General features: G+C 70.7%; 19 protein-coding genes, 1 tRNA gene and 1 pseudogene. 2 read left to right on the top strand and 19 right to left on the bottom strand.

All coding sequences use genetic code 11. The annotated features are described in order from the left end of the window. Positions 1 to 7: 7 nt before the first annotated feature. From rpoB to C8D89_RS12605, 19 genes and pseudogenes are all read right to left on the bottom strand, one after another. On the bottom strand, positions 8 to 3,487 hold the full coding sequence (gene rpoB / locus C8D89_RS12695) for a DNA-directed RNA polymerase subunit beta (RefSeq protein ID WP_116708455.1): 3,480 nt from the start codon (positions 3,485 to 3,487) through the stop codon (positions 8 to 10). Positions 3,488 to 3,894: 407 nt separating this feature from the next. Continuing rightward, complete coding sequence (locus C8D89_RS29210) at positions 3,895 to 5,193, bottom strand: hypothetical protein (protein WP_165825678.1); 1,299 nt, start codon at positions 5,191 to 5,193, stop codon at positions 3,895 to 3,897. A 32-nt stretch (positions 5,194 to 5,225) separates the two neighbouring features. After that, the gene (locus tag C8D89_RS12685) at positions 5,226 to 5,843 is read right to left on the bottom strand and encodes a hypothetical protein (RefSeq protein WP_116708454.1); all 618 of its coding nucleotides are present in this window, start codon (positions 5,841 to 5,843) and stop codon (positions 5,226 to 5,228) included. Positions 5,844 to 5,862: 19 nt separating this feature from the next. Then, positions 5,863 to 7,260: an MCE family protein gene (locus C8D89_RS12680; RefSeq protein WP_243418053.1), complete on the bottom strand. Its 1,398-nt coding sequence runs from the start codon at positions 7,258 to 7,260 to the stop codon at positions 5,863 to 5,865. Then, a complete protein-coding gene (locus C8D89_RS12675) occupies positions 7,257 to 8,414 on the bottom strand; it encodes an MCE family protein (protein ID WP_243418052.1) in 1,158 nt (385 codons plus the stop codon). The genes C8D89_RS12680 and C8D89_RS12675 overlap by 4 nt, the downstream gene beginning before the upstream one ends. 35 nt (positions 8,415 to 8,449) lie before the next feature. Further along, positions 8,450 to 9,808 (bottom strand): MCE family protein, encoded by a 1,359-nt coding sequence (locus tag C8D89_RS12670; protein ID WP_116708453.1) that lies wholly within the window; start codon positions 9,806 to 9,808, stop codon positions 8,450 to 8,452. After that, positions 9,808 to 11,199 (bottom strand): MCE family protein, encoded by a 1,392-nt coding sequence (locus C8D89_RS12665; RefSeq protein WP_207787194.1) that lies wholly within the window; start codon positions 11,197 to 11,199, stop codon positions 9,808 to 9,810. Before C8D89_RS12665 ends, C8D89_RS12670 begins: the two co-directional genes overlap by 1 nt. Continuing rightward, a complete protein-coding gene (locus C8D89_RS12660; protein ID WP_116708452.1) occupies positions 11,196 to 12,263 on the bottom strand; it encodes an MCE family protein in 1,068 nt (355 codons plus the stop codon). The genes C8D89_RS12665 and C8D89_RS12660 overlap by 4 nt, the downstream gene beginning before the upstream one ends. Further along, positions 12,260 to 13,741 (bottom strand): MCE family protein, encoded by a 1,482-nt coding sequence (locus tag C8D89_RS12655; RefSeq protein WP_116708451.1) that lies wholly within the window; start codon positions 13,739 to 13,741, stop codon positions 12,260 to 12,262. Before C8D89_RS12655 ends, C8D89_RS12660 begins: the two co-directional genes overlap by 4 nt. Continuing rightward, a complete protein-coding gene (locus tag C8D89_RS12650; protein WP_116708450.1) occupies positions 13,738 to 14,574 on the bottom strand; it encodes an MlaE family ABC transporter permease in 837 nt (278 codons plus the stop codon). Before C8D89_RS12650 ends, C8D89_RS12655 begins: the two co-directional genes overlap by 4 nt. A 45-nt stretch (positions 14,575 to 14,619) precedes the next feature. Beyond that, positions 14,620 to 15,414 carry an MlaE family ABC transporter permease gene (locus C8D89_RS12645; RefSeq protein WP_116708449.1) on the bottom strand — a complete coding sequence of 265 codons (795 nt, stop codon included), beginning with the start codon at positions 15,412 to 15,414 and terminating at the stop codon, positions 14,620 to 14,622. 992 nt (positions 15,415 to 16,406) lie between these two features. Continuing rightward, positions 16,407 to 17,405 (bottom strand): annotated as a pseudogene (locus C8D89_RS30220) (ABC transporter ATP-binding protein); the annotation flags it as partial. Positions 17,406 to 17,793: 388 nt separating this feature from the next. Beyond that, positions 17,794 to 18,186, bottom strand: a complete 393-nt coding sequence (gene rplL / locus C8D89_RS12635) for a 50S ribosomal protein L7/L12 (RefSeq protein ID WP_116708447.1) — start codon at positions 18,184 to 18,186, stop codon at positions 17,794 to 17,796. A 65-nt stretch (positions 18,187 to 18,251) separates the two neighbouring features. Then, entirely contained in the window at positions 18,252 to 18,872 is a 621-nt protein-coding gene (gene rplJ / locus C8D89_RS12630) for a 50S ribosomal protein L10 (RefSeq protein WP_116708446.1), read from the bottom strand. Between the two features lie 297 nt (positions 18,873 to 19,169). Further along, positions 19,170 to 19,880 carry a 50S ribosomal protein L1 gene (rplA, locus tag C8D89_RS12625; protein ID WP_116708445.1) on the bottom strand — a complete coding sequence of 237 codons (711 nt, stop codon included), beginning with the start codon at positions 19,878 to 19,880 and terminating at the stop codon, positions 19,170 to 19,172. An 85-nt stretch (positions 19,881 to 19,965) separates the two neighbouring features. Continuing rightward, complete coding sequence (gene rplK / locus C8D89_RS12620) at positions 19,966 to 20,400, bottom strand: 50S ribosomal protein L11 (protein WP_116708444.1); 435 nt, start codon at positions 20,398 to 20,400, stop codon at positions 19,966 to 19,968. 35 nt (positions 20,401 to 20,435) lie between these two features. Beyond that, a complete protein-coding gene (gene nusG, locus C8D89_RS12615; RefSeq protein ID WP_423716996.1) occupies positions 20,436 to 21,398 on the bottom strand; it encodes a transcription termination/antitermination protein NusG in 963 nt (320 codons plus the stop codon). Positions 21,399 to 21,556: 158 nt separating this feature from the next. Further along, the gene (gene secE, locus C8D89_RS12610; protein WP_116708443.1) at positions 21,557 to 21,931 is read right to left on the bottom strand and encodes a preprotein translocase subunit SecE; all 375 of its coding nucleotides are present in this window, start codon (positions 21,929 to 21,931) and stop codon (positions 21,557 to 21,559) included. A 63-nt stretch (positions 21,932 to 21,994) separates the two neighbouring features. Beyond that, positions 21,995 to 22,067, bottom strand: a tRNA-Trp gene (locus C8D89_RS12605). Between the two features lie 175 nt (positions 22,068 to 22,242). Between C8D89_RS12605 and C8D89_RS12600 the strand changes: the two genes are divergently transcribed. Both C8D89_RS12600 and C8D89_RS12595 read left to right on the top strand, forming a co-directional pair. Then, positions 22,243 to 23,493 (top strand): pyridoxal phosphate-dependent aminotransferase, encoded by a 1,251-nt coding sequence (locus C8D89_RS12600; protein WP_116708442.1) that lies wholly within the window; start codon positions 22,243 to 22,245, stop codon positions 23,491 to 23,493. A 67-nt stretch (positions 23,494 to 23,560) separates the two neighbouring features. Beyond that, positions 23,561 to 24,436 carry an SGNH/GDSL hydrolase family protein gene (locus C8D89_RS12595; protein ID WP_116708441.1) on the top strand — a complete coding sequence of 292 codons (876 nt, stop codon included), beginning with the start codon at positions 23,561 to 23,563 and terminating at the stop codon, positions 24,434 to 24,436. The last annotated feature ends 152 nt before the right edge of the window (positions 24,437 to 24,588 follow it).

Here is a 24,588-nt window from a genome sequence, read left to right as displayed (position 1 = left end):
CGAGGCGTCAGTTGACGACGTCGTCCACGGAGGGCGACTCGTTGCGCGAGAGGTTGATGCCGAGGTTCGCGGCGGCCCGCTCGAGGTCCTCGTCGTCGCCGTCGCGCATCTCGATGGCGGCGCCGTCCGAGGACAGCACCTCCACGTTGAGGCAGAGCGACTGGAGCTCCTTGAGCAGCACCTTGAACGACTCGGGAATTCCCGGCTCGGGGATGTTCTCGCCCTTGACGATGGCCTCGTAGACCTTCACGCGGCCGAGCACGTCGTCGGACTTGATGGTCAGCAGCTCCTGCAGCGTGTAGGCCGCGCCGTAGGCCTGCATGGCCCAGCACTCCATCTCACCGAAGCGCTGGCCGCCGAACTGGGCCTTACCACCGAGCGGCTGCTGGGTGATCATCGAGTACGGGCCCGTGGAGCGGGCGTGGATCTTGTCGTCCACCAGGTGCAGCAGCTTGAGGATGTACATGTAGCCCACCGCGATCTGGTGCGGGTAGGGCTCGCCGGTACGTCCGTCGAAGATCTGCGCCTTGCCGTCCTCGCCGACCAGCCGTACGCCGTCGCGATTGGGCAGCGTCGAGCCCAGCAGCCCCGAGATCTCGGCCTGGCGGGCACCGTCGAACACCGGGGTGGCGGTGTTCGTGTCGGGCTCCACCCGGCGCATGTCGTCGGGCATGTTCACCGCCCACTCGGCGGTGTTGTCCGGATCGACCTCCCAGCCGCTCTTCGCGATCCACCCCAGGTGGGTCTCGAGGACCTGGCCGATGTTCATGCGTCGCGGCACGCCGTGGGTGTTGAGGACGATGTCCACCGGCGTCCCGTCGGCGAGGAACGGCATGTCCTCGACCGGCAGGATCTTGCCGATGACGCCCTTGTTGCCGTGGCGGCCGGCGAGCTTGTCACCCTCGGAGATCTTGCGCTTCTGGGCCACGTAGACGCGGACCAGCTCGTTGACCCCGGGCGGCAGCTCGTCGTCGTCGTCGCGGGCGAACACCCGGATGCCGATGACCTTGCCGGTCTCGCCGTGCGGGACCTTGAGCGAGGTGTCGCGCACCTCGCGCGCCTTCTCACCGAAGATCGCGCGCAGGAGGCGCTCCTCGGGGGTCAGCTCGGTCTCGCCCTTGGGGGTCACCTTGCCGACGAGGATGTCGCCGTCCGCGACCTCGGCGCCGATGCGGATGATGCCCCGCTCGTCGAGGTCGGCCAGGACCTCCTCGGAGACGTTCGGGATGTCCCGGGTGATCTCCTCGGCGCCCAGCTTCGTGTCGCGCGCGTCGATCTCGTGCTCCTCGATGTGGATCGAGGTCAGGACGTCGTCCTGCACGAGGCGCTGCGACAGGATGATCGCGTCCTCGTAGTTGTGGCCCTCCCACGGCATGATCGCCACGAGGAGGTTCTTGCCGAGGGCCATCTCGCCGTCCTCGGTGCACGGCCCGTCGGCGAGCACCTGGCGGGGCTCGACGCGGTCGCCCTCGGAGACGATCGGCTTCTGGTTGATGCAGGTGCCCTGGTTGGACCGCGTGAACTTGTGGAGACGGTGGGTGGTGCGCTGCCCCTCGTCGTCCATGATCGTGATGTAGTCCGCGGAGAGCTCCTCGACCACACCACCGCGGTCGGTGGCGACGACGTCACCGGCGTCGACGGCGGCCCGCAGCTCCATGCCCGTGCCCACCAGCGGCGACTCCGAGCGCAGCAGCGGCACCGACTGGCGCTGCATGTTGGCGCCCATCAGCGCGCGGTTGGCGTCGTCGTGCTCGAGGAACGGGATCATGGCCGTCGCGACCGACACCATCTGGCGCGGCGAGACGTCCATGTAGTCGACGCGGGTCGGCGCGATGAGGTCGACGTCGCCGCCCTTGCGCCGGACCAGCACGCGGTCCTCGGCGAAGTGCCCGTCGTCGCGCAGCGGCGCGTTGGCCTGCGCGACGACGAAGCGGTCCTCCTCGTCGGCGGTGAGGTAGTCGATCTGGTCGGTGACGATCCCGTCGACGACCTTGCGGTACGGCGTCTCGATGAAGCCGAACGGGTTGACCCGCGCGAAGCTCGACAGCGACCCGATCAGGCCGATGTTCGGGCCCTCCGGGGTCTCGATCGGGCACATGCGGCCGTAGTGCGACGGGTGGACGTCGCGGACCTCCATGCCCGCGCGCTCACGGGACAGACCGCCCGGACCCAGCGCCGACAGGCGGCGCTTGTGGGTCAGGCCCGCGAGCGGGTTGGTCTGGTCCATGAACTGCGAGAGCTGCGAGGTGCCGAAGAACTCCTTGATCGCGGCCACGACCGGCCGGATGTTGATCAGGGTCTGCGGCGTGATGGCCTCGACGTCCTGCGTCGTCATGCGCTCGCGCACGACGCGCTCCATCCGGGAGAGGCCCACCCGGATCTGGTTCTGGATGAGCTCGCCGACGGTGCGCAGGCGACGGTTGCCGAAGTGGTCGATGTCGTCGGTCTCGACCGGGATCGTGCCGGTCTCCGTCTCGACCTCGGTCTCCCCCGCGTGCAGGCGCACGAGGTAGGAGATCGTGTTGATGATGTCGTCCTCGGTCAGCGTGCCGACCGACGGGTCCACCGCCGAGCCCAGCTTCTTGTTGACCTTGTAGCGGCCGACCTTCGCCAGGTCGTAGCGCTTGTCCTTGAAGAAGAGGTTCTCGAGCAGCGTCTGGGCCGACTCGCGCGTCGGCGGCTCGCCCGGGCGCAGCTTGCGGTAGATGTCGAGCAGCGCCTCGTCCTGGCCGGCGGTGGAGTCCTTCTCCAGCGTGGCCAGCAGCGTCTCGGAGAAGTTGAACTTCTCCTGGATCTGCTCGGTGGTCCAGCCGAGGGCCTTCAGCAGCACGGTGACCGGCTGGCGCCGCTTGCGGTCGATGCGCACGCCGACGGTGTCGCGCTTGTCGACGTCGAACTCCAGCCATGCACCGCGGCTGGGGATGATCTTGACGCTGAAGACGTCCTTGTCGGTGGTCTTGTCCACCGTGCGGTCGAAGTACACCCCGGGCGACCGGACGAGCTGCGACACGACGACGCGCTCGGTGCCGTTGATGATGAAGGTGCCCTTGTCGGTCATCACGGGGAAGTCGCCCATGAAGACCGTCTGGCTCTTGATCTCGCCGGTGGTGTTGTTGGTGAACTCGGCGGTGACGAACAGGGGCGCCGAGTACGTCATGTCCTTGTCCTTGCACTCCTCGACCGAGGCCTTGACCTCGTCGAAGCGCGGGTCGGAGAAGGACAGGCTCATGGAGCCGGAGAAGTCCTCGATGGGGGAGATCTCGGCGAGGACCTCCTCCAGGCCACCGACGGGGAGCTCCTCACCCGCCTCCACGCGACGCTCGAACCACTCCTCGCTGCCGACCAGCCACTCGAACGACTGGGTCTGCAGGGCGAGCAGGTCGGGAACCTCGAGGGGCTGGTCCAGCTTGGCGAAGGAGACCCGGGTGGGTGCCCCGGGGAACGACGCGTGGTGGTTCGAGACCTTGGTGGCGCGGGTAACTGCCAAGATGCGTCCTTCCGGAACAACGCTGTCTGAACGCTGTCAGTAGCTTCACCGCCCGGAACGCAGCGCAGCGCGCCGGGCGGCGTGGACGCGGCCCGGGCGTCGGCACACGGGTAGGCGGACAGACGTAGGGCAGCGCGATCCGACAGTCTAGCCACGCACGGTGGCACCTGTCGAACGACCCCCCCTCGTGACACGCCGGGAGGGAACTCCGCCTGGGGCGGGATCGACCTCCGGGGTCGGACGCGGAGGGCCGCGCGCTGCGAACAGAGTGACCGCCCGTGCCCTCCGCGTCAAGTGGGACGCGCCCGGTGTCGTACGAGCGTGGACGCGGTCCGACGCAGGTCAGCGCGCCGGGCGGGCCGCGGGGGCCCGCCCGACGCGCTGTCGCGGGGTGCTCGGGACGGGTCCTAGCGCGGCGCGGGCGGCGGCGCCGTCAGCGGCGTCAGCTCGGCGAGCTTCCACCGCCCGTCGATGCGCTCCATCTGCAGGCGCAGCAGGCCGGGCGCGTTGGTCGACTGGCCGGTGGTCGTGCGCTGCGCGGAGAACTGCGCCAGCGCCATCACCTCGGCGCGGTCGTCCTGCATCCTCATGACGCCGATGTTGACGACGGTGGCGGTCTGGGTCAGCTGCTGCTGCTGCGCCGGCACGCGGATCGTCTGGTCGAACACCTGCAGGTAGCGGTCGGTGAACGGGTTGGTCGACATCGTGCGGGCCGCGTCGACCGAGTCGTCGAGGCGCGTGAAGTCGTACGAGAAGATCCTCTCGACCGCCTCGCGGCTCTGCCCGACGAGCTCTGCGGTGCCGCTGATGTCGACGACGGCCTCGTTGGCGACCGGTCCCTCGGTCCAGGCCTCGCGGCCCTGCCAGAACGCGAGCCCGCCCAGGACGAGGCACACGACGGTGACGACGACGAGCGTGACCGGCAGCGCCCGCGAGCGGCCGAAGCGCACCAGAACGGCCCGTGCGCGGTCGAGGCGGCCCGGCGCCGCCTCGGGCTCGGTGCGCCGCCCGCCCGTGCGGGAGGGCTTCGCGGTGCGCGTCGGAGCGGACGCGTCGCTGGTGTCCCGGCGCTCGCGGGTCGGGGCGGTCGCCGCCTCCGGGCGGGGCGTCATCCCGGCGCCCCGCTTGCGCTTGCGGGTCGGTGCCGCGGTGGTGGCGGTGGTCGCCGGGGCCTCGCCGTCGACCACCGCATCCGTGGCCGGTGTGGTGTCGGCCGGCGTCGCGGCGTCCTCGGTCTCCGCCGTCGACGAGCCGGCCGGGGCGGCCGGGGCCGCCGGGGCGGCCGTGTCGGGCCCGCTCTCGACGGCGTCCGTCGGGTCGGCCGGGGCCACGGGCGTCGCCGTCGCCACGAGCCCCGTCGTGTCGGCGGCGTCCACGGCGTCGGTGCGCCCGTCGTCGCTCTCGCGCGTCGCCGGGGCGTCGGCGGGCGACGGCCCGTCGGGCGCGGTGGCCGGGGCCGTGGCGCGGGCCTCCGGGTCTTCGGCGGCCGGCGCCTCGGGCTGCGGGGTCCCGGTCGTCGAGGTGGAACGGTCGTCGGCGGGGGCCTCGACGGTGTCGAGGGTGTCCGGCGCCTCGACGAGGTCGTGGTCGGTCAGGTCGACGTCCGGGCCCCGGGTCGCGGCGCCCGCGTGGGCGTGCTGGCGCAGGCCGGCGACCTTCGGGCGACGGTTCGTCGCGCCGGGCTTGGTGCGGGAGCGGGACGGCACGGTCACTCCCCCCTTTCTCGGGTCGGCCGCAGCTACTGCTGTCCGGTCGTGGGCGTCGCCTTGGCGGCCTTCCAGCCGTCGGGCGTGCGGATCATCTCGACGAGGAACAGCTGCTGCTTGGCCTGGGGCGGCGCCTGCGCACTGCGGGCGTTGACGTCGATGGCCACGATCGCCGAGGCCGTCCGGCGCTCGGGGTCGAAGGCGGTGAGGGCCGCGGAGACCGGGGTCGCGATGACCTCGGCCTGCGACGTGCGCAGGTTCTCGGCGAAGCGCTCCCGCACCTTCTGGTACTCGCCGAGCATCGGCTCGGTCAGCGACGACTGCGCGGCGTCGAGGTCGGCGTCCAGCGTGGACGGGCGCACCGTGTTGATGTTGACGACGATCTGCTCCGCCGCGTCGATGGCCTCGTCGCGGGTCGCGGCGGCGGCGGCCGTGTCGCTCTGGGTACCCGACCACCAGTAGATGCCGCTCGCGACGGCGGCGGCCAGGGCCAGCACCGTCACCACGGCGAGCACCGTGACGGTGCGGCGCCGGCGGCGCTCGGCGTCACCGGTGCGGTCGGTGGCCTCGTCGGTCTCGGTGGCCTCGTCGGCCGTCGTCGCGGACGTGGCACTCAGCTCCTCGGTGTCGACCGCCGGGCTTCGGGGCACCCGGCGGCGGTGGTGGTGCTCAGGGGCTGGTCAAACCAGGAATGATCACCGGCGGCGCACCTTCCGTCGCGCCCCCCAGGACTCCGCCGGCAGGCAAAGAGGCCAGCGCGGTGGCGTCCTGCTGGTCATTCTGGGACTCGGTGTTCTCACCTCCGCCACCGCCCCCCATGAGCCGGGGGTCGCCGCCGCCCGGCGGCATCCGACGCTCTGGCGTCGGGCTCCCGTCGGGGTTCGGGTGCCACTGGGCACCGCGTGGGTTCACAGGGAGGTCCTCGTTGCAGAACACCCTCGTGTTCATGGGGTAGTAGCCAGAAGCGTCGTTTCGCTGGCCAGCAATGACATCTTCGATCCCAGGCCCGTCCCGACCGTATCGTCCGCCCGGAAGCGCTGCGGACTGCCATGTCGTGTCGGGATCACCGTTGCCGTTCGCCTGCAGGTACCCGTCACGGCAATAGGGTGGGTCGGCGAGGTTCAGCACGAGGCCGAAGTGCACCCGTCCGTCGCCGGGGACCACGGTCGGAGCCGCCGCCGAAAGGGCCGGGTATGTCACCAAGACCTGTTTGAGACCTGCCTGCCGTGGCTCCAAGATGCGCGCAACGACGAGCGTATTCTCGAGAACGCGACCCAGGTCCGGTCCGACGTCGCGAATGAGGCCCTCGATCTCCGCCGCCGCAGGAGGAGCAGCCGTCACGAGACGGCGCAGGTTCGGGTCGTCGGCCTTGAGCTGAGCGGTGAACAGCTGGAGGTCACGGCTCAACGAGGTGATCTGTGGCCCCAGCTGGCTCTGGGTCTCGAGCACGATTCGTCCGTCGCGCAGCAGCTGCAGGGTCTGCGGAAGGTTACGGATGGCGTCGGGGATGAGAGCGTTGCTCGCGTCGAGCAGGCGCTGCAGGTCCGGCCCGGCACGGTCGAACGCCAGGTAGAGCTCGTCCACGGTCTGGCGGAGCTCGGGCAGCGGCACCGACGTCGCGAGCGCGTCGACGTCCGCGAGCAGCTGGTCGACCGGCACCGGCGTCCGCGTCTGCTGGATGGGGATGATCGACTCATCCTCAAGGTACGGCCCGGCGTTCGAGGGCGGCTGCAGGTCGACGTACTGCTCACCGACCGCGGAGCGGTTGGCGATGACCGCCACCGACGACGCGGGCACCTGCGGGGACTCCTGCTCGATCTCCAGGTCGACCTCCAGCCCCTGCGGCGTGACCCGCATGTCGCCGACCTTGCCGATCTCCACGCCGCGGTAGCTCACCGAGGCGTCGGGGAAGATGCCTCCGGACTCGGCCAGCTGCACCTTGACCGTGTACGGGCCGAGCCCGATCAACGAGTCGGCCCCGACATAGCGCAGGGCGACGTACGAGACGCCGACCACCGAGATGACGGCGAACAGCGCAACCAACCGCAGGATCTTCGTGCCGATCATCCGCTGGTCCCTCCGCCGAGGCCGGGGAGCTGGGGGATCAGACCGGCGGTGTTGGTGGTCGGGTCGCCCGGCGCGCCAGTGCCTTCGGTTGCGGTGGTGCCCGGCTGAGGCGTGGTCCCCGGCGACTGTAGGAGATCGAAGATCGCGTCCACGCCCGGGACGGCGGGGCTGTTGAGGATGTTCGTGAGGATGGCCTGGAGGTCCAGGTCCAGGGTGACGTCGATGTTCGCGAAGTCGCCCTTGACAACCTCGAGCGACTCGTCAGCGAAGGGGATTGTGACGAGAATCTGTAGCGAGCCGGGGAGCGCGTCCCCGGCCTCGACCAGGTTCCGCAGGATCGGCTGCAGCGCCCGCAGGTCAGCCACCGTATTCGCCTGACTGTTGCGGATCACGTCAGTGCCCACCACCGAGAGCCGTTCGAGCGACTGCAGGGTCTCCACGAGCAGGCCCCGCTGCTGATTGAGCACGTCGAGGCCCGGTCCGAGGTTGTCGATGACGTTGGCGATCCGGGCACGCTGGTCGACCAGCGTGCGGGTCAGGCGCTCGAGCGAGTCGATGGCCCGCACGATGTCGGCCTTTTGCCGGTCGAGGGTGCCGACGAAGGTGTCGAGGTTGTTTAGCAGAGCACGCAGCTGCACCTCGTTGCCCTCGGTGGCGGCGTTGACCTCCCGAGCAATGGTCTGGATCTTCTCGACCCCGCCACCGTTGAGCAGCAGCGACAGCGCGCCGAGGACCTCCTCGACCTGCGCACCCACGTCGGTGCGGTCGACCGGGATGACCGCACCGGTCGCCAGTCGGCCCTGGGGAGGATCGGTCGGCGAGGGCAGCAGTTCGACGAACTTCTCGCCCAGGAGGCTGGTCTGGCGCAGGCGGGCCGTGGCGTTCGCCGGCAGCACGACCGCGCCGTTGACCTCGACCGTGACCTGGGCGGTCCACCCGTCGGGCGCGAGCCGGATCTCCCGCACGACGCCCACCGGCACGTCGTTGACGCGCACGCTGTTGTTGGGCACGAGGTCGACGACGTTGGTGAACTGCGCGGTCACCGTGTACGGCTCGGGGCCGAGCGCGGCACCGCCCGGCAGAGGCAGCTCCTGCAGCGACCGTACGCCACAGCCGGACAGTCCGATCAAGGCCACCACAAACAGCGCGACCACTCGGACACCCCTCGTCGAACGCATGTACGGCGCGGTCACTCCCCACCTCCCAAGGAGTCGAGGCCGAGGATGCCGGCGCCCGGCTCGGTCGGGGTCGCGGTCTGGTCACTCGTCCCGACAGTGGGATCGGCGCTACCGCCCCCGGTCCCGACCCCCGGAGGTAGGCCCGGGGCAATTTCGGCCAGGTCGAGGTTCGGCTGGTCGCCGAGCAATCCCAGCAACGCCTGGATAGGGGCCAGAGAAAGGCCGAGCGGGCTCTCTGGCCCGGTGCCGCCGAGGATCGCACCGCAGACCACGGACGCCCGCGCGACCTGGGTCACCAGCTCGCTAGGCGGCGTCTGCTGGAGGAATGTCGGCAGGCCAGGCTGGTTGGCCAGCAGATTGCAGAGCAGGGCGCGAGGATCGAGCCCATCGCCGATCAGCTCTGGCGCCAGCACCGGACGGACGTCGAGTGTCCCGGAATTCGCGTTGTAGGAGTTCGTCAGGTTGTTCAGCGCCAACGGGGCGACATCTGCGATCTCGGTGAGCGCGACGCGTTGGCGGGCCAGGATGTCGGAGATGTTGGCCAGGCGACCGACGTCGGTGCGCAGGATGTCGCGGTTATCTCTCACGAAGCGAGCTACGTCGTCCAGGGCCGGCGGCAGATCTGCCAGTACTCGTGAAAGGTCGCCACGCTCCGAGGCCAGGAAGGCGGCGATGTCGGCCAGCTGATTGTTGAGGTCGCGTACGGCGCCGTCGTTGCGGGCGAGCATGTTCGTGAACTGTCCGAGGTTGTCGACCGTCGCGAACAGGTTGTCGCGGTTGTCGGCCAACGTGCCCACAGCGCCGCCCAGCTCGGTGATCGTGCTCTTGAGCAACTCGCCGTTGCCGCCGAGGGCTCCGGCCGAGGACTGTAAGAGCCGATTGAGCGCGCCGGTGGAATTGGCGCCGTTGGGCCCGAGAGCCCGGGCAATGGTGTCCAGGCTCTGGTAGACACGATCGAGCTCGACGGGCACGCCGGTGCGTTCGACCGGGATGACCGCGCCATCGGCGAGCTGCGGCCCGCCCTCGTAGGTCGGGCCGAGCTGCACGTAGCGGTCACTGACCAGGGTGGGCGCAACGATGACGGCCTGCGCGTCGGCGCGGACCGGCGCCTTCTTGTCGACCTTGAGCACCACCCGCACGACGTCGCCCTGCGGGACGATCTCGTCGACCTTGCCGACGGGGATGCCCTGGATCGTCACCTCGTTGGCGACGTACAGACCGATCGTCGACGTGAAGTACGCGGTGACCGTGCGCTGGCTGCCCTGCTGGAGGACGTACCAGAGCCCTGCCGTCGCGAGGAGGGCCAGCACCAACGCCGCCGCGAGCGTGCGCGACGCACTCTCGAAGAACGTGACCATGCGGTCGGCCATCAGCCGCCTCCCTCCTCGCTGTCGCCGGTGGTCTCGCCGGTCGGGGTCTCTTCTGCGTCGCCACCCGCCGGGGCTTCGGCGGCACCGCCGGCCGGCGCACCGGCACCGGGAAGGAGGCCCCTCGCTCCACCGGCGACCGGGCCCAGCGCGCCGAGGAACGCCCCGATGTCGGGCACCCCGTTCGGGAAGAGAATCTGAAGCTGAGCGGGGGTTAGGCCGGGCGTCTCCTCGGTCCCGCCGGCGAGGAGCCCCTGGAGCTCGGTCAGCTGTGCCGGGGTCAGGGCCGCCAGAACGGTGGGCAGCTCATCGATCCCGGGTATCGAGGGCGCCCCGAGCTGGGCCAGGGCGTTCTCCAGGAGCGTTCGCAGATTTGCTGGGTCGAGCGCGCCGAACAGGGCACTTGGATCAAGCCTCGTACCCGGATCACAACCCGGATCGATCAACGTCGGTCCATCCAGGTTGCAGATGTAAGCGTCGAACCAGCGGCCGTTGCCGACCACGTTCGCGAACACACGGTAGAAGGGCCCGAGCAGGCGCAGCCCGTTCTCGAGGTTCGCCGAGTTCTCCTCGAGCGTCGAGAGCACGCCGTCGAGCTCCTCGAGGGTCGGCCGCAGCGTCGCCTCGTTGTCGGCGACGAGCCCGCGCAGCTGCGCAGAGAGTGCGATCGTGCCGTTGAGCAGGTTGTCGATGGCCGCCTTGCGCGCACGTAGCTCCGAGAGCAGCAGGTTGCCGTCGTTGATGAGCCGCTCGACCTCGGCGTCGCGGTCGGCGAGCACCTGGGTGGTCGTGCGGGTGTTGGCCAGCAACCGTGCCAGCTCCTGGTCGCGCGAGGAGATCGTGCGCGAGAGTCGGCTGAGGCCGTCGAGGGCGCCGCGGACCGGGCCGGCCGCGCCGTCGAGCGTCTCCGACAGCACGCCGAGGCTCTCGGCCAGCTGATCGGTGTTGAGGTCCTCCACCGTGGTCGACAGCTGGGAGAACGCCTGGATGACGTCGAAGGGCGCCCGAGTGCGCTCGCGGGGTATCTGCTGGTCGGGGTCCAGCGGGCGGTCGCCGGCCGGCTCCAGCTGGATGTACTTCTGCCCCAGCACGGTCTTGATCTCGATCGAAGCGGAGGTCCGGTTGCCGATCCAGGCGTCCGGCGCCTTGAACGAGATGAGGACGTCGCGACCCTCCAGCGTCAGGTCGGTGACCGTCCCGACGCGGATGCCGGCGACGCGGACGTCGTCGTCGGGTAGGACGCCCGCCGCCTCGGAGAAGCGCGCCGTGTAAGTCGGGCCCTGCCCGATCAGCGGCAGGTCCTTGATGTTGAGGGACGCAGCGGTGAGCAGCAGGAGGATCGCGAGGCTCGCCGCGCCGATCGGGAGCGGGTTCCGTTTCCGGAACGGCTTCATGCGTTGCATCGGAAACCCCCGCCGAGCACTTCAGGAGGCAGGCTCAACTCATCCGGGATGCCGAGCAGACCGAGCGGCGTCTGCGAGATCGGTGTCCCACCGAAGCCGATCGAGACCCCTGCGGAGCAGAGGTAGAAGTTGAACCAGGAGCCGTAGCTCCCGGCGCGGCCGATGTTGTTCGCCTTCTGTGGGGTGTAGCGCAGGAAGTTCTCCACGAGGCCCCGGTTGTCGTTGAGGTTGGCGGAGAGCTGCCCGAGCTGGATGATGTCGTCCCGCAGTGGCGGGCGTGCCTCCTCGAGGAGGCCGGCAGTCGCGGTTGTCAGGTCCGCGATCGGCTGCAGGGTCGAGCCGATTGCGACCCGATCCGCGGCGAGGCCGCTGACGAGCTGCTGCAGCGACACGATCAGGCCGCTCAGCCGCTCGTCACGCGCGTTGACGGTGTCGAGCACGCTGTTCAGGTTGGTGATCAGAGAGCCGATCACCGCGTCACGGTCGGCGATGGTCGACGTGAGCGAGGCCGTGCGGGCCAGCAACGAGTTGACGGTGCCGCCCTCGCCCTGCAGCACCTGGATGATCTCGAACGACAGCTGGTTGATGTCGTTCGGACTCAGCGCCTGGAACAACGGCTTGAAGCCGTTGAAGACCACCGTGAGGTTGAGCGGGGGCCGGGTCTGGCTCTCCGGGACCGTCGACCCGGCGGCCAGGACCGCGTTCATCGGCCCGTTACCGCGGGAGATCTCGAGGTACCGCTGGCCGACGAGGTTCTGGTACTTGATCGCGAAGATCGACCCGATGGGGATGCGCCGGCTCTCGTCGACCTTGAAGGTCACCTCGGCGACGTGGCGGTCGACCAGCGCGACCTCGGTGACCTGCCCGACCCGGACCCCGGCGATGCGGACGTCGCTGCCCGCGATGAGGCCGGAGGCGTCGGTGAAGCGCGCCTTGTAGTCGGAGGCGCTGCCGAAGTAGCTGTTCTGGATCGCGGTGAGCAGCACCGCGACCGAGAGCACCGTGACGACCGTGAAGATGCCGAGCTTGATCAGCGGTGCGGCGAGACCCCTCATCGGATCACCGCCGGCGCTCCACGCAGCGTCGCGGCGTTCAGGAAGGGCGCGAAGGAGGGCACCTGCGACGGGGAGATCCCCATCTGCATCGCCGTCACCTCGGTCACCAGCTGGCGCTCCTCGGGTGAGTTCGGGCTGTTGGGCAGGCCGATGTTGGCGCCGTCGACGCGGCCGACCGCCGCCTGGCCCTCGGTCTCGCCGCCCGTGTCGGCGGTCGGGTCGGCCGGAGTGCGCGCCCCCGCCTGCGAGTCATCACCCGTCTGCGAGTCCTCGTCGATCTCCTCGCCCTGACCGCCGGCATAGGCGTCTTGGGTGCTCCGCGAGGGGTCGGGCTGGGTCGAGCCGTCGGCAATGGGGCCGCCCGGCGGGTACTGCGGCGCCTGACCCTCGATCTGGTAGCACCGCGGGCCCCGATCGTCCCGGTACACCGGACGATCTGCGCCCGTGTACTTCGTACGGTCGATGGTGATCTCGGCGTCGATCTGAATGCCGGTCGCTGGGTTCAACACATCGTTGATCTTCGGCGTGAGGTCCGTCAGCTGCCGGAGAAGGCAGGGGAACTCGGAGCTGTAGCGCGCCAATGTCTCGAGGGTCGGTCGCGCCGAGGCGGCGAGCTCGATGATGTTGTCCCGGTTGGCCGCGAGGAACTCGGTCGTCACGTTCGACGCGGAGGTGACCGACCGGAACGTCGACTCGAAGGCAGCGCGCTGCTCGACGAGCGTGCGGCTGGTGGTGACGAGGTTGTCCAGCGCCAGCAGCAGGTCGGGGGCCGCCTGGTTGTAGATGTCTGCGGTCGGCGCCAGGGCCCGCAGGTTGGCCTGCAGGTCGGGCAGCGCCGGCTGGAGGCCCTCGACGTACTGGTTGAGAAGCACGAGGGTGTCGCCCAGCTCCTCGCCGCGACCCGACAGCGTCTGCGAGATCGCGCCGAGGGTGTCCGAGAGCTTCTGCGGCTGCACGGCGGTGAGCACCGGGAGCAGGTTGTTGAGCACCTGCTCGGTTTCGGTGGCGTTCTCCGAGCGGTCCTGCGTGACCGTGTCGCCCTCCTGCAGCGGCCGCGGGCTCGCGTTCGGGGGGATCGACAGCGACACGTAGCGCTCGCCGAAGAGCGTCTTCGGGATCAGCATCGCCGTGGTGTTGCTCGGGATGTTCGGCAGGAAGTCCGGGTCCATCGCCATCTCGATGACGCCGCCGGAGCCGTCGCTGTCCACCGAGGTGATCTCACCGACGATGACCCCGCGCACCTTCACGTCGCCCTGCGGGGAGAGCTGGTTGCCCACCGTCTCCGTGCGCAGGTAGACGGTCTCGGTCGGCTTGAACACCTTGTTGAACATCGCCAGGCAGAAGGCGACGACGAACAGCATGAGGATGACGAGCCCAAGGCCCATCAGGCGGCGGCGCAGGGGGCTCAGCGGCGGCCGCTTGTCCTTGATCGGCGGCGCCCAGTCATCCTGCTGGGTCTCGTGGGTGGGCGCGCTCATCCGGCGATCCTGATCGAGGTCGTGGTGCCCCAGATGGCCAGGGTCAGCAGGTTGTCCAGGACGGTGAACAGCACGATCGAGTTGCGCACCGCGTTGCCGACGGCCACGCCCACGCCGGCGGGTCCGCCGCTGGCGTTGTAGCCGTAGAAGCAGTGCACGAGGATGATCACCAGGGCGAAGATGATCACCTTCAGGAACGAGTAGACGACGTCCTGCGGTGGCAGGAAGAGGTTGAAGTAGTGGTCGTACGTGCCGGGCGACTGCGTGTAGAAGTTCGTGACCAGCAGCCGGGAGGCCAGGTACGAGCTGACCAGGCCGATGACGTAGAGCGGGATGACCGCGATGAAGCCGGCCACCACGCGCGTGGTGACGAGGAACGGCAGCGAGGGCACGGCCATGACCTCGAGCGCGTCGATCTCCTCCGACACCCGCTGGGCGCCGAGCTGGGCGGTGAAGCCGGCGCCGACCGTCGCGGACAGCGCCAGCGCCGACACCAGGGGTGCCACCTCGCGGGTGTTGAAGTACGCGGTGACGAACCCGGAGAAGGCCGAGGTGCCGATCTGGTTCAGCGCTGAGTAGCCCTGCAGACCGACGACGGAGCCGGTGAAGAACGTCAACGTGGCGACGATGACGACGGTGCCGCCGATCAACGCGAGGGCGCCGGACCCGAAGGCGACCTCCGTGAGGAGACGCAGGACCTCGCGCCGGTAGCGGGTCACCGACTTCGGGATCCACCCGAGTGTCCGGGTGTAGAACGACGCCTGGTCGCCGAGGGTGTCGAGGACACCCAGCGGGGCATCGACCGCGCGTCGTACGCGGGAGGTGATCGTCATCGAATCCTGGCCTGGGGAGCGGCGGTCAGAACGTCAGAGCTGCGGTCAGAACTTGCTCGGCGGGACGAGGTTGAGGTAGACGGCCGTCACGATCACGTTGATCGCGAACAGCAGGATGAACGTGATGACGACGGCCTGGTTCACCGCATCACCCACGCCCTTCGGCCCACCCGCGGGATTGAGGCCGCGGTACGCGGCGACGATCCCGGCGGCAAGCCCGAACAACGCTGCCTTGATGAAGCCGACGAGCAGGTCCGACGGCTTCGACAGGGCCGAGAAGCCCTGCACGTAGGCGCCCGGGGTGACGCCCTGCAGAACCACGTTGAAGTAGTAGCCGCCGGCGACACCGACGATCGACACCAGGCCGAACAGCAGCGCCGACACGAGGATGGACGCGAGGACGCGGGGGACGACGAGGCGCTGGATCGGGTTGACGCCCAGCACCTCCATGGCGTCGATCTCCTCGCGGATCGTGCGGGCGCCGAGGTCGGCGCAGATCGCCGAGCCGCCGGCCCCGGCCACCAGGAGCGCGCAGATGACGGGCGCCGCCTGCTGGATGACCGCCAGCGTGCTCGCCGCGCCGGAGAACGACTGGGCGCCGAACTGGCGGATCAGCGACCCCAGCTGCAGCGAGATGACCGAGCCGAACGAGATCGACACCAGCGCCGCGGGGAGGATGCAGACCCGCGAGATGAACCAGCACTGATCGATGAACTCGCGGGTCTGGAACGGGCGCTGGAAGATCCCGACGACGACGTCGAGGCCCAACGCGAAGAGCTTGCCGGTCGCGGTGAGGGCCCCGGCCCCGGGGAAGTTGCCCGCGGCGAGCCGATTGCTCACGAAGCGCTCCGGCGGAACATGCGCTTCAGACCACCCATGAGCCCCTCGTCGTTGTCCCCACGGCCGCGCGGCCCTCCGTCGTGGCTCGTGTCGCTCGTCCCGCTGGTGCCACGGCTCGACCCGATCCCGGAGTCACCGCCCTGCGGGCGACCCGTCTCGTCGGTCGCCGGCGCGGCCTGCTGCGGCGAGCCCGGCCCGCCCTCGGCCGGCGGATCGCCCGCGGCTTCGCCGGACGCGTCGGGGGCGGTGTCCTGCCCCGCCGCGGGCGCCGCCCACCCCGAGCGGTCCGCCTCCCGGCTGCTCCGTGGGGCGGAGCCGCCCTGCTGACCCTCGCCCTCGCGGTCGGGCCGGCGCTCCATCGGCACCAGGCCGGACCCGCCCTGCGCGACCTGCGCGTCCTGGTCCTCGGATTCCTCGCGCCAGTGGTGGCGTCCGCCCGAGGCCGCCGCCGCGGCGCCGGCCGTGGCGACCTGCTCGGTCGGACGCTGGTCGTCCTCGGTGCCCTGTTGGTCGGACTGCTCGGTCTGCTCGGTGGCCTGCCCGGAGTCGTCGCGGGCGACCGGGATCTGCTCGGTCCTCGGCTCGTCCTGGTCCTGCCGGTCGCCCTGCTGCTGACCGGATCCGTCCTGCTGGTCGTCCTCCTGGTCGGAGGGCGAGGCACCGGTCTCGTCGGACTTCTCGGAGTCGTCCTTGGTGTGCTCGCCGGCCTGCGGGAGCACGACGGTGCCCCCCGCGTCCTCGTCGGCGGGGACACCCACCAGCGGCTCGTCGGACTCCGGCGGCGCGGGCGGCGCCTTGCGGGCCTCGGCGTCGGCGTTGGGGTCCCCGGACCCGGCCTGGTCGCCCTCGCCCTCGCCCTCGCCGGCCGGGCTGCCCTCGACCATCGAGTTGTCCTCGGCCTCGGACATGGCCTTGTACCCGAACGGGTCGGCGTCCTCGGGCGGGTTGTTGTAGGTGATCTCGATGAGCTCGGTGCGGTCCTGGTCGCGCGAGATCCCGTAGCGCTCCTGGTCCTCCTCGGTCAACTGCTCGAGGATGGCCGTCTGCGCCTTGTACGGCAGGGTGTGCAGGACCTGCATGACGCGGTCCTTGCGCCGCTGCACCGCCTTGCGCTCGGGCATCCCCTCGCTGACCTCGAGCTGCGGGTCGATGAACGACTCCTCGGACTCCGCCGACCCGCCCTTCTTCTTCAGCTCCTCCATCTCGGCCTCCATCTGGGCCGAGTCCTTCTCCTCGGACATGCCGATCGGGCCGATGCGCCGGCCCTGGAGGAACTGCTGGACCACCGGCTCCTCGGAGGTGAGCAGCACCTCGCGCGGGCCGAACATCACCAGGTTGCGGCGGAACAGCATGCCGATGTTGTCCGGCAGCGACCGCGCGGTGCCCAGGTGGTGGGTGACGATGAGGATCGTCGCGTCGAGCTGGGCGTTCAGGTCGACGATGAGCTGGTTGAGGTACGCCGTGCGCACCGGGTCGAGGCCCGAGTCGGGCTCGTCGACGAGGATGATCTCGGGGTCGAGCACCAGCGCGCGGGCCAGGCCGGCGCGCTTCTTCATCCCGCCGGAGATCTCGCCGGGAAGCTTGTCCTCCGCACCCGAGAGCCCGACCATGTCGAGCTTCTCCATGACGATGTCGGAGATCTCCTTCTCGCCCTTGCGGGTGTGCTCCCGCAACGGGAAGGCGATGTTGTCGAAGAGGTTCATCGACCCGAACAGCGCGCCGTCCTGGAACAGGACGCCGAACAGCTTCCGGATCTCGTAGAGCTTCGATTCCGAGCACCGCACGAGGTCGGTGTCGTGGATGAAGATCGAGCCCTTCTCCGGCTTGAGCAGCCCGATGATGGACTTCAGGAGCACCGACTTGCCCGTACCCGACGGGCCGAGCAGCACGCTCACCTCACCGGCAGGCAGTGTCAGCGTGACGTCGGACCAGATGGTGGAACTGCCGAACGACTTCGACAGGTTCTTGATGCCGACCTCGACGCCCGCCAATGGAGTCCTCCCGCTGTCGTCGTCGTGTCGACGGATGCACGCCCTGTGTTACCGACGCCATCGAGTCGGCACCCCACGAGAGGGGCGTCACGTCCTCAACGACGGATGGCTGAGAAGGTTACTCATCGGGAAACGTGGGCAGCGGGGGGGTCGTGGTCGCCCGGTCACGCTCCGGTGCTGGTCCGAGCGGGGGGCGGTGGGCGGCGCTCCTCACGCGTTCGGCGGACCACCTGCTGCCGCTCGTCGCGCATTCGGCGGCCGCTGGACCGGAGCGGGTGACACCCGGTCGCGTGGTCCTGGAGAGGACTCAGGGACGGACCCGGAGACGACGACGGGGCGGGGACCCGGTGGGTCCCCGCCCCGTCCGTGCTGCGCTCGCGCGCGACGATCAGGTCAGGCTGATCTTCGCGCCGGCCTCCTCGAGCTTGGCCTTGGCCGCGTCGGCGGCCTCCTTGTTGACGCCCTCGAGGATCGGCTTCGGGGCGCTCTCGACGAGCTCCTTGGCCTCCTTGAGACCCAGGCCCGAGACGACCTCGCGGACCACCTTGATGACCTGGATCTTCTTGTCGCCGGCGCCCTCGAGGACGACGTTGAACTCGTCCTTCTCCTCCTCGACCGGCGCGGCGGCGCCGGCGCCGGCGGCGGCGGGCGCGGCAGCGGCGACCGGGGCGGCCGCGGTGACCTCGAAGGTCTCCTCGAACTTCTTCACGAACTCCGAGAGCTCGATGAGCGTCATGTCCTTGAAGGCGTCGAGAAGCTCGTCGCTGGACAGCTTCGCCATGGTGGCGGTTCCTTCCTTCGTTCGTCCCCACCCCGCTACGGGCTGGGTGCGTGCGGGTGGGTGTGTCAGGCGGTGGAGTCAGCGGTGGTGTCGGCGGCCGCGGCGTCGGCGGACTCGACCGCCTCGACGGCCTCCTCCGTGCTGCCGCTGCCCTCCTGGGCCCGCTTGTCCTGCAGGGCCTGGGCGAGACGGGCGATCTGCGACGCCGGGGCGTTGAACAGCTGGGCGGCCTTCGTGAGGTTGCCCTTCATCGCGCCGGCGAGCTTGCCGAGCAGCACCTCGCGCGACTCGAGGTCGGCCAGCTGCTCGACCTCGGTGGCGGAGAGCGCGCGGCCCTCCATGTAGCCGCCCTTGACGACCAGCGCCCTGTTCTCGCGCTGGAAGTCGCGCAGCGCCTTGGCGGCGTCCACGGGCTCCCCGGCGATGAAGGCGATGGCCGTCGGGCCGACGAGCAGGTCGTCGAGCCCTTCGACCCCGGCGTCCGCGGCGGCGCGCTTGACCAGGGTGTTCTTGGCGACGGCGTAGGTGACGTCCGAGCCCAGCGACCGGCGCAGCTGCGAGAGCTGCTTCATCGACAGGCCGCGGTACTCGGTGACGACCATGGCCGAGGCGTCGCGGAACTCCGCGGCGATCTCGGCGACGGCGGCGACCTTGTCGGCAGCCGGTGCTCTCGTCTCAGCAGCCATCCGCGCCTCCTCTCTGCGTTCTCGGGCGACCGCGGTGGCTGTTCCGGGCCCGGAACGACGAACGCCCCGTGCGCAGGCGCACGGGGCGTCGGGACGGCGCGCGGGCCGCTGGTCGAGCCGGGCCCGGCGGGTCACGACCCTCGTCCTCCTGCGCGGGCCGCCCCGTCGTGGGGCCTTCGTCCGACCGGGCGTGCAGCCCGGCGGGGACCAGCGGTCTCGGGTGGATCGGGGTTCGATCTGGTGCTCAGTCTACGCGCGCGCCCGGGCACCCCTCGAGCAGGGGTGCCCGGCACGGGGTCACGCGTCGGCGGCGAGCAGGTTGCGCGTGCGGTTCGGGTCGACCGGGACGCCGGGACCCATCGTCGTGGTCACCGTGATCTTCTTGACGTAGCGGCCCTTCGCCGCGGAGGGCTTGGCGCGCAGGATCTCGTCCAGCGCGGCGCCGTAGTTCTCGACGAGCTTCTCGGTGTCGAAGCTGGCCTTGCCGATGATCAGGTGCAGGTTCGCCTGCTTGTCCACGCGGAAGTTGACCTTGCCGCCCTTGATGTCGCTCACGGCGCGGGCGACGTCCGGGGTCACGGTGCCGGTCTTGGGGTTCGGCATGAGCCCGCGGGGGCCGAGGATGCGCGCGACGCGGCCGACCTTGGCCATCTGGTCGGGCGCGGCGACGGCGGCGTCGAACTCGAGCCATCCGCCCTGGATGCGCTCGATGAGGTCGTCGGAGCCCACGACGTCGGCGCCGGCCGACTCGGCCTCGCGCGCCTTGTCGCCGGTGGCGAACACGATGACGCGGGCGGTCTTGCCGGTGCCGTGCGGCAGGTTCACGGTGCCGCGGACCATCTGGTCGGCCTTGCGGGGGTCGACACCCAGCCGCATGGCCACCTCGACCGTGGCGTCCATCGACGTCGTCGACGTCTCCTTGGCCAGGTTGATGCCCTCGAGCGGGCTGTAGAGCTTGTCCTGGTCCACCTTCTCGGCGGCCTGCAGGTACTTCTTGCTGCGCTTCATGAGCTGTCCTTCGCGGATCAGGTGTGGTCAGGGCGGCGCGGCCCTCCCACGGGTCGTCGGCCGGGTGGTCACCGGCCGACGCGGGTCACTCGGAGACGGTCAGGCCCATCGACCGGGCGGTGCCGGCGATGATCTTGGATGCCTGGTCGAGGTCGTAGGCGTTGAGGTCCTGCATCTTGGTCTGCGCGATCTCGCGGACCTGCTCCTGCGTGACCGAGCCGACCTTCCTGCTGTGCGGCGTCGGGCTGCCGGACTTCACGCCGGCCGCGGCGAGCAGCAGCTTGGCCGCCGGCGGGGTCTTGAGCTCGAAGGTGAAGGACCGGTCCTCGTAGACCGAGATCTCCACCGGCACGACCTGCCCGCGCTGCGCCTCGGTGGCGGCGTTGTAGGCCTTGCAGAACTCCATGATGTTCACGCCGTGCTGACCCAGGGCCGGGCCGACGGGCGGGGCCGGCGTCGCCGCGCCGGCACTGATCTGCAGCTTGACGACCGCGGAGAGCCGTCGCTTCTTCGGGGGCATCGCTTCCTGTTCCCTGTTCTGTCCGTGTGCCGGGTCTAGATCTTCGAGACCTGGTTGAACCCGAGCTCGACCGGGGTCTCCCGGCCGAAGATCGAGACGAGCACCTTGAGCTTCTGGGCGTCGACGTTGACCTCCGAGATGCTGGCGGGCAGCGTCGCGAACGGGCCGTCCATGACGGTCACCGACTCGCCGACCTCGAAGTCGACCTCGACCGCCGGCTTCGCACCGAACGTCTCGGGGCCCTTCTCCGCACCCTTGGCCTTCTTCGGCGTCTCCTGGCGCGGCAGGAGGAACTTGACGACCTCGTCGAGCGTCAGCGGCGAGGGGCGCGAGGTGGCGCCGACGAAACCGGTGACGCCCGGGGTGTTGCGCACCGCGCTCCACGACGCGTCGTTGAGATCCATCCGCACGAGGATGTAGCCGGGCAGCACCTTGCGCTGGACCTGCTTGCGCTGCCCGTTCTTGATCTCGGTGACCTCCTCGGTGGGCACCTCGACCTGGAAGATGAAGTCTTCGACGTCCAGGGTCTGGACGCGCGTCTCGAGGTTGGCCTTCACCTTGTTCTCGTAACCGGCGTAGGAGTGCACGACGTACCAGTCGCCGGGGGCCAGCCGCAGGGAGTTCTTGAGGGCCTGGGCCGGGTCGACCTCCTCCTCGGGCTCCGCGGCGCCCTCGTCGTCGACCTGGATCTCGTCGTCGAGGTCGTCGCGCGCCGCGAGGTCACCGGTGCCGGCCGACTCCTCGGGGAGGTCGGTGTCGTCCTCGTCAACGGGTGCGCCGAGGGCGGTGCGCGCCGCGCGCAGGTCGGCCTCCGGGTCGCCGGCGTCCTGCTCGCCGGCGTCCTGCTCGCCGGCGTCCTGCTCGGTGGCGTCCGCGCCGTCGGTGTCGTCGGCCTCGCGGGCCTCCTGCGCCGCGCGGGCGACCTCGCCGTCGTCGAGCGTCGCCGGGTTCTCCTCGGTGCTGAGGTCCCCGTAGGTGCCACTGCCCTCGCGCACCATCACGCCACGCGTGCGCGACTCACCGACGAGCTCGGGCTCGCCGCCGTCCGGGGTGGTGTCGGGCTCTGCGCCGGATCCTGCGGAGGTCACTTCTCGTCTCACTTCCTTTGCACGGCGGGCACCGCGGACGGTGCCCGGCCGGCCGCTCGGCGGAACGGTCAGCCGAAGAGGGCGAACACGGCCTTGGCGAACACCCAGTCGAGCCCCGCGATCAAGGCGATCATGAACGACACGAACACGAGGACGACGAACGTGTAGACCACGACCTGGCGCCGGGTCGGCCAGTGCACCTTGCGGAGCTCGGCCACCACCTCGCGCAGGAACCGCTGCAGGCGGGCGAACACCGACCCCTGCGGTGCGGCCTGCGCCCGATCGCGGGTCGGGGTCGCGGTGCCCTTGGTGGCCGTGGCCCCGGTGGTGCCGGTGCCCTCGTCGCCGTCCCCACCGCTCCGCCGTCGACGGCCGGCGGCGGTGACCGGACGCGCGTCGTCGTCGTCGCTCGCGCGCCGACGCCGGCTGCTGTCCTCGCTCACTGCGCCGTCCTCACCGTCCTCGTCCACCCGCCCGCCGGTCGGCGGACCTGCCGTCACGTGCTGCAGGGGCGACAGGACTTGAACCTGCAACCTGCGGTTTTGGAGACCGCTGCTCTGCCAATTGAGCTACGCCCCTGTGGCGGCCCCGGAGGACCGCCGGACGACCGCGTGACCTGCGAACCCGCTCGGCGAGCGCGCGAGGGCCACGGACGGACCGCCCTGGAGAACCATGCTACGGCAACCGCCGGTGCCCGATGGCGCCGGGTGCACCCGGGCGGGCGGGGCGGGCCCGTCTGCCAGAATACCGGGACATGGCATCGGTCACGTCCCCGTCCTCCTCGGCCCTGCGGTCGCCCGCGACCGACCGCCGCATCTCCGCCCGTGTCGGCGGGATCGCGGAGTCGGCGACGCTGGCCGTGGACGCGAAGGCCAAGGCGCTCAAGGCCGCCGGCCGGCCGGTGATCGGGTTCGGCGCCGGCGAGCCCGACTTCCCCACCCCGCAGCCGGTGGTGGACGCGGCGGTCGCGGCGTGCTCGGACCCGAAGAACCACCGCTACTCCCCCGCCGCGGGCCTGCCCGAGCTGCGCGACGCCGTCGCGGCCAAGACCGCCCGCGACTCGGGCTGGCAGGTCGAGGCGCGCCAGGTGCTCATCACCAACGGCGGCAAGCAGGCGGTGTACGAGGCGTTTGCGACGATCATCGACCCGGGTGACGAGGTCCTCCTCCCGGCGCCGTACTGGACGACCTACCCGGAGGCCGCGCGGATGGCCGGCGGGGAGCCGGTGCAGATCGACACCGACGCCTCGACCGGTTTCCTGCCGACGGTCGAGCAGCTGGAGGCTGCGCGCACCCCCCGCACCAAGGCGTTGCTGTGGTGCTCGCCGTCCAACCCGACCGGCGCCGTCGCCCCGCGGGAGCTGGTCGAGGCCGTCGGGCGCTGGGCGGCCGAGCACGGCATCTGGGTGATCGCCGACGAGATCTACGAGCACCTCGTCTACGACGGCGCGGAGCACGTGTCGATGCCGGTCGCGGTCCCCGAGATCGCCGACCGCTGCATCGTGGTCAACGGCGTCGCCAAGACCTACGCGATGACGGGCTGGCGTGTCGGCTGGCTGATCGGCCCGGCCGACGTCGTCGCCGCCGCGGCCAACATGCAGTCGCACATGACCTCGAACGTCGCCAACGTGTCGCAGCGCGCCGCCCTCGCCGCGGTGACCGGTCCGCTGGACGCGGTGGACGAGATGCGCGCGGCCTTCGACCGCCGCCGCCGCACGATCGTCGAGATGCTCTCCGCCATCGACGGCGTCGAGTGTCCCACCCCGCGCGGGGCGTTCTACGCCTACTGCTCGGTGGAGGGCCTGCTGGGCAAGGAGCTGCGCGGCGAGCGCCCGCAGACCAGCGTCGACCTCGCCGCGCTCGTGCTCGAGCACGCCGAGGTGGCCGTCGTGCCCGGCGAGGCGTTCGGGACGCCGGGCTACTTCCGGCTCTCCTACGCGCTCGGCGACGACGACCTGCGCACCGGCGTCACCCGCATGGCGGAGCTGCTGGGCGAGGCCCGCTGACCGACGCCAGACTCCGACCGACGGTCCCGCCGGGACCTCTTCGACACCTCCGACACGAGGAGAACCGGTGGGCCGTCGGCCGATCGTCGTGCGCCTGGCCGTCTCGGCCCTCACCGTGCTCGCCGCGTTGCTGGCGGTGCCCGCCGCCTCGGCGGCGCCGGGGCAGGTCTACGTCGCCCTCGGCGACTCCTACACCTCGTCGCCGCTGACCGGCCCCGCCGCCGGGCCCCCGCCGGGGTGCCAGCGCTCGGCCAACAACTACCCGCACCTCGTGGCGCAGCGGACCGGGGCGCAACTCACCGACGTGAGCTGCAGCGGCGCCCGGACCCGCGACTTCGCCGCCCCCCAGGCCGTCCAGGGCGGGCAGAACCCACCGCAGTACGACGCGCTCGGGGCGGCGACGCAGCTCGTGACCATCGGCATCGGCGGCAACGACATCGGCTTCGGGGAGATCGTCCGGTCCTGCGTGAGCCCGAGCCCGTTCGGGACCCCCTGCCGGGACCGGTACACCGCGGGCGGCACCGACCGGCTCGCCGCCCGGATCGACGAGCTCTCCGGGCGTCTCGACGACGTCCTCGGCGAGGTCCGGGACCGGGCGCCGGGCGCCCGGGTGCTGATCGTCGGCTACCCGTCCGTGCTGCCCGCCGAGGGCCCGGGCTGCTACCCCGTCGTGCCGTACACCGCGGGCGACGTGGAGTACCTGCGCGGCGTGCTCGCCGACCTCAACGACACCATCGCCCAGGCGGCCGCCGACGGGGACGCGACCTACGTCGACGCCTTCACCCCGACCGTGGGACACGACGTGTGCACGCTGCCCGGCACGCGCTGGGTCGAGGGCCTCGTCCCCACGGCCCCCGCCGCGCCCCTGCACCCCAACGCCCTCGGCGCCGCCGCGCTCTCGCGGGCCGTGCTCGCGACCCTCGGGGTGCCGGCCGCGGCGTGATCGCCGGGGTTTCGCAACGAACGCGCTGTTCGCTGCTTCTACGCGTCTGAACTCCGCGTTCGCGGTCGGCGCCGGACGTGATGGAGCACCCGCGAACGGGGACTCTGCGCGCGTAGAAGCAGCGAGATACCCGTTCGCTGCGGCGGGGAGCG

The sequence above is a fragment of the Actinomycetospora cinnamomea genome (assembly GCF_003096675.1).
In the GTDB taxonomy this organism is placed as follows: Bacteria; Actinomycetota; Actinomycetes; order Mycobacteriales; family Pseudonocardiaceae; genus Actinomycetospora; species Actinomycetospora cinnamomea.
This window is presented reverse-complemented; position numbering and strand designations above follow the sequence as displayed.